This window comes from Bartonella phoceensis, from assembly GCF_902825145.1.
Lineage (GTDB): Bacteria > Pseudomonadota > Alphaproteobacteria > Rhizobiales > Rhizobiaceae > Bartonella > Bartonella phoceensis.
Window position 1 is genome coordinate 1 of the sequence record NZ_CADEAD010000012.1, and the last position, 6,689, is coordinate 6,689.

Genomic DNA, 6,689 nt, shown 5'->3' on the forward strand with positions numbered 1-6,689 from the left:
AAAGACTATCTACATAGAAACCCGTATGATGCTGCATACTGCCATATGCTGTAGCAGTCCATTTATCAAACGCACTTTTCTGGCTTTGTTTAACATCCAAAGGTTGTAAAGTAAATCTCTCGTAAGACCCTATAACTCCAAAGGAAGTCGTACCATATACATTTTCGATTGTTTGCAGCAAAACACCTATATCGATTGCGTTATAATCAAGCTCGCCTCCATAACCATACTCAAGCGCAGAAAGATTTGAAGTATAACGCTGATTTCCACCATAACCACGTATAAAAAAGGCAGAGTGTTCACGCATTTCTAATATTCCACTAGGAGAAATCCGTAATGCCTCTATCCACTTGCTTTGATTGCTAATCTTCATCAAACCTGTTTGCAACAAAGCATTTGGCAAAAGCAGATAAGTCGAAACTTGCGGAACAATAGCCCTAACATCCGGTTTAGGACGAGGCTTTGGACCAGGGGCAGAAAAATCTGGAGAAGGAGTAGGTTTAATTCCAGAATCAATATATTTACTCTCGAGACGGAAATCCCAAAAACTTCCATGACCTGCAACCAATCTTTGAGCAGAACTTGCTTCTCCTAAATCAGATCCTGAACCATAAGCACGGAGTATATATTGATAAGGTGTATTCCCCAACGCAACATAACCACCATCCAATTGGAAAGAATCTTTTTTTGCCTTTCCAGAAACCTGAACAATGGAAATTCCCTGCTCATTGCCGCCATTCCCCGTATATCCGCCTGAACTTTCCGAAACACTATGCACATGCACTTTTGTTGTTCCAGACACATCGCCATCGATCAAAAGCCGATCGGTTTTTTGATTTTCAATGCTTCCTCCCTCATTCAAATATGTATTAAGATGAATATGCGCACCATTCTGTGCTTTATAAACTTCCCCTTTTCCTGTTCCAATGCGAAGTGTTTGGTAAGCGCTACCCCTAGAGGAGTTCATTTTTTCAAACACGATGGAACTATCATCTATAAGGTTTACAGATGAAACAGATGAAGTACCTTGAGAACCAAGTTCAACCCCACTTTGTCGTAAAATCCACTTCGCATTATTACCCAAATACAGTTCAGCAGTAGAGTCCTTATCAACACGGCTAGCCCCTTCAAGAGTAGAAGAAACAGCAAAAACCGTTATAGAAGCCCCCTTTTCAACTTTTAACAATGCACTTCCTGAAAGAGTACTATCCGTTAAACTAACAACCCCCTTAGCAATGTCGGTTCCATAAATAGCGGTATTACCTTCAACTGAAAATTTCGTTTTGCCTAAATTAACAACCTGCACGAGCAGTTTGCTATCTTCACCCGTAAGCACTGTTTCACTCGAACGCCCCCCCCTCCTTCTGGATGGATTTTCTTCTCTCTCTGATGAAGCCCCTTCGTTAAGTTCGTATTCTCCCTGCAGTCCTTCTCCCTTAAAATATATACCGTAAGATCCATCACCCTTCACTGTAACAACAGAAGAATCAATATCAATCTCTGTCACACCAATTTTGCTCATTGAACTTTCAGATGGAGAATTATCGATTGTATTTTGCAATAAGATGCCATGGCCATCAGTAACATTAACAATACCTTTAAACTTAACAAAACCACCCGTATCCATAAGAAAAACTGCATGATTTTTTTCTCTGCTGCCCCTCCCAGTAATAGCAACATCCTCGAAATTAACTTCCCCACCTAATGACGCACTAACACCATGACTACCTTCGAAATCAACCTTTCCGCCATACATTTCAATTCGCGCACTATCTTTACTGTAAAGGCTTGCTATCCCTCCAGCGTACGTTTTAATAGTTACATATCGCAAAAACACTTCTGTTCCCACACCTATTGCCTGAACAGCCGTTTGACTTCTATCAATAACGCCATAGAGCACCACAGCACCCCCTCCACTAGCCACGTCAAAACCTATTCTCGTATCATTCATATGAACATTATCATAGTTAACGTTCCCACCGTCTGATACAGATACACCCCGTTCAAAAGCTTTATTTGAAACCTCACTGCTAATAACTATACCATCTGCTTTAATTCTTACGTCTTTCCCCTTTATCGTTATAGCAGTAGAATTATCAGAGATTTGATGAACATTATCATCAGTAATCAAATAAAATTGCTTGTGGACGTCACTATCTTTGCACTTATCACATACATAATATGACCCATATGGAGTGTCTAGTCTGTCCGTGTATTTATCGTACTTAACATAACCTTCACCACTACCTTCACTACTATTCTCATAAACTACAAAACCATTTCCGGTGCGACTTTCACTACCCCCATCACGCATACTCTCATAAGAAACGTTGATACTATTATAACTTCTTTCACCTCCAGCATTCGCACAAATCCCTATGCTACTCTGTAAAAAAGAAAAGATAGCCGTTGTGAAAGTACATAAATATACATGATTTCTAAAAACTTTAATCATAGTTTCCTCGAGAATTTCTTTCCCCTCTCATTGAAAACGGAAGCAACCACAAAACGCCCCCTCGTGCACCCTAACAAAAAAGGCACAACAAAAAGAACGCATTCACTGCTCATTTGATTAGTGCAACGAGTCATTCAAATAAGTTTGGTAGAAAATTCATTAGAAATATAACAACCGCCTACATAAAGAATAAACACTCATTACAGTTGCCGGAGATATAATGCATTATGTATTTTATGTAAAGCAAAAATAAAATTAACTACTCTATTAATTAAATACACAATTTAAGCTTATGATATTTAAAGATTTCTTGAAGATATGCGTGAAAAGAGTTTTCAAATCAGTAAAAATGAATTCCAAAAAACGAGCTTTGGAGAATCATTAAATAATGTAGCAGACAATTTGGATACTTATAAATCGAAATATTGTGTACAAAAAGATGCTTTTATATACAAAACCCAAAAATACTATTCTTTTTTTTGTGCATATTAAAAAGGCGAAAATCTTTTGATAACAATACGGATTGTTACAAAGTGAAAAGGCAGCATACTATGCTGCCTTTTTATATAAAAATATGTATTGTGACTTATTTTAGAAACGATAGTGCACTCCTCCAGAGAAACTAGCTCCAGAAAAACCAGCCTTCGTTAGCTTACGCTGATAAACCATATCAGCATGAAGGACTAGGCTTCCCGATAATCGAGCATTAAAGCCTAACCCTGCTTCTAAGGTAGAACCAAAATTACCTAACTGGAAGCTATCTTTGAAACGTACAGCCTGTCTTTCTCCAAAACCATGAGACAAATAAACCTTCCCATAAAGAGCAATACTATTCACGCCTTCATAATTCTTAGGAACTTTGATCAAACGTCCACCAACACGCGCTACCCACTGATTAAGGCCTCCCAGCTCAATGTCAAAGTTATCAACATCTCTGGCATTACTAAACTGGAGGCGCTGATAAATAACTTGAACCTGTGGATCCAATACAAAACTTTCATATCCTATTGCAAAAGCCTGACCTCCAGTTAAAGACACACTGAAAGGTTTGCCTTTCAATGTTGCTGTCCTTCCTCGCACAGACGTGCGAACATCACCTTTTAAAAGACCATAAGAGAAAAGACCATCTACATAGAAACCATTATCATGCTGCATGCTACCATAAACCGTAGCTGTCCATTTATCAAAAGCACTCTCTTGACTATGTTCAACATTCAAAGGTTGTAGAGAAAGTTTGCCATAAGAGCCAAGAACCCCCAATGAGAGAATACTGGTAGTATTTTCAATCGTTTGTAACAAAACACCTGTTTCTACAGCATTATAGTTAAGGTTGCCTCCATAACCATATTCGAGTGCAGACAAATCTGAATGATAACGGTAATGCCCACCATAGCTATGCAAATACAAAGCGGGTCTTTCACGAACCTCTACCATGCCACTAGATGTGGTTCGTAACATTTCTAACTGCTTGTTTTGATTACTGATATCCACTAAACCGGCATGGAATACGCTATTCGACAAGAGCAGATAAGTTGGAAGCTGTGGAACAACAGCCCTAACTCCTGGCTTAATAGGTCTAACCCCTGGCTCAACAGGTCTAAGATGAGGATCCGGAACAAATTCAGAACCGTCATCAGGTCTAAGATGAGGACCCGGGACCACCCCAGAACCAGGAGCCGGTTTAGATGGAGTATAAAAATCAACACTACCATTCTCAAGGCGAAAATCCCAAAACTCTCCCCCACTTTCGACTAATTTTTGAGCTGGACTTGCCGTCCCTAATTTAGAGCTTACACCATAAGCATGGAGTCTATATTGATAAGGTGAATTTTCCAGCGTAACATAACCACCGGCTAACTGAAAAGAATCTTCCTGTGCACTTCCATGAACCTGAACAACTGAGATACCTTTGTTATTTCCTTCAAGCCCTGTAGCTCCCCCCGGACTTCCTGCAACACTATGTATATGCAATATTGTTTTTCCAGAAACATCACCATGGATTAAAAGACGATCCGTTTTCTGCTCTTGAAGCTTCCCTCCTTTATTGAGATATGTATTAAGATAAACATGTGCTTCACCCTGCGCCTCATAAACTGTACCCGATCCTTTTCCAATACGAAGCGTTTGATATTGATGTTCCTCAGATGCTGGAACTGCAAATCTAATAGCACTATTTACAAGACTTACAGATGAAATATAGGAATCTGAGCTCGACATATTCTGGGGTTTATAACTACTTGTTGTTAGAATCCACTCTGAATTACCGGATAATTCAATTTTACCGTAAGAACTATTATCAACACGCACACCACCTGTAATTTTGGAACCACTAGTTGAAACCAACACTCTAGACTTATTTTCAGATCTCAATAACAAATCACCAGTAATCTCTGTTTCCTTTTCTAATGAAATACGACCATCAGAATTATTGCTATAAATAGCCACACTTTTAGGAACTTGTAAAACGGTCTTTTTTAACGAGAATAAATCCAATTTGTCTAAAGGTTCTGAATCATTAGATGGCACTCTAACTCTTCCTGATCCATCAAAATATATACCGTATCGCCCTTCACCCTCTATCACCACAGTTGAAGATTCGACATTAGCCCAATTGACAGAAGGACGAATTTCAGCAGATCTCCTTCTCCTAGAAGAATTCGGTTTAACACCACCACCCCCAGTATCCCTAATCCAAAAACCGTTGCCGTCAATACGAACATTCCCATCTTTTAACTCAACAGAACCTTTACTGCTTAACAGAAAAGCAGAACGTCCAGACCCCCCTGCAGAATTTGATTCCCTTTCTCCGTTTTTTGCAGTAATGTTAACTTTTTCTAATTTAACACGTCCTCCCGCTTCCGACCTCACTGCCACTTCCCCCATAAGAGTAATTGTACCAGAACTCATGGTTATCTCACCACCAGTACTAACCAAACCAGCAGCAGATCCATCCCCTACATTTATCTCAGTACCGCTTAAATTAACAGACGACTCGTCACCTGCCAACACACCAACATAATCAGCACTAACTGTGCCACCATCCATCTTAACCTTTCCACCTCTTTGCGCCTCAAGCCCAATCAGAGAAGATGTTACTGTTGATTTTGCTAATACAACCTCCGCACCTTCTTCTGCAAGCACAGCACTTACAGGCGGTGTTTGAGCGAGATCAACATCATCTTCATCAGAAAAACGTGAACTACTAATAACCACTTTCTCTAGTTTAAGAACTGTATTATTATTCCTTGCATGTATAGAATGCTGATTTTTACCTGTCGCCTGCAATGTAAGATTTTCTATTGTATGCGATTGACCATCGCTGCAAGAATAAGGAGTTTGAGATTCTCCCTCCCCATTCTGCCCCACCTCAGAACATTCTATAGAATCTTCTCCCCTATCGGAACGTCCGTAACTAGCATATGAAACGACAGGTGTAAATCCATTAGGCGCAGCATTAAGAGCAAGAAAAACAGGTACAGAAGGAAGATCACCGCCAGGTGTAAAAGATGGAATAGAAACTGTTTCAACCCCTCCAGATGAATTAAGGAGCACACGTCCTCCAGGCCCAGAAGGACTCGATACAATTGGGGCAGAAGCAGCACTAGAGGTAGCAGAAGCAGCACTAGAGGCAGCAGAAGCAGCACTAGAGGTAGCAGAAGCAGCACTAGAGGTAGAAGTCAAGGGCAAGGTCGAAGTAGAGGTAGGAGCAACAGTATCAGTAACAAAGTATATGGTAGGTTCATGCGGTATACGCGAATCTTCTAAACGGAAATCCCAAACACTTTTACTGTTCGCAACCAATTCTTTATCGAAATAATTCATTTTTGCAGGAATTCTTGGACCATAAGCACGCAAAACAAACTTATAAGGTAAACCTCCCAGTGTGATATACTCACCGTTCAACGAAAAAGAATCTGCTTCTGCTTGTCCAAAAACTTGAATAAGTGAAATACTTAGAGGTCGATTTACAAAGCGTAAGGCGTTACTATCTATACGATCTAAGCTACGTGTACCTAAGTATTTGGTAGAACGCTCTACATTCACTTTAGTTTTTCCAGAAACATCACCATGAATTAAAACCTTATCACCCACTAGACTATAAGATACCACATATTCTGGCGCTTGAACATCTACCGCCTCTACAAGTCCATTTAAATTTACAGCTGCATCATTCAATACTTTGAAAACAACAGCCACATTGAAGGTAATCGCAGACTTCCCTTCAGCACTGTAA

The 6,689-nt window shown here is 39.9% G+C and carries 2 protein-coding genes; both read right to left on the reverse strand.

Translation table 11 applies throughout. The features are described from left to right. On the reverse strand, nucleotides 1-2,455 hold a 2,455-nt coding region (locus J7R07_RS07575), incomplete at its 3' end, for an autotransporter outer membrane beta-barrel domain-containing protein (protein WP_208436265.1). Nucleotides 2,456-3,046: 591 nt separating this feature from the next. Next, on the reverse strand, nucleotides 3,047-6,689 hold a 3,643-nt coding region (locus tag J7R07_RS07580; RefSeq protein WP_208436266.1), incomplete at its 5' end, for an autotransporter family protein.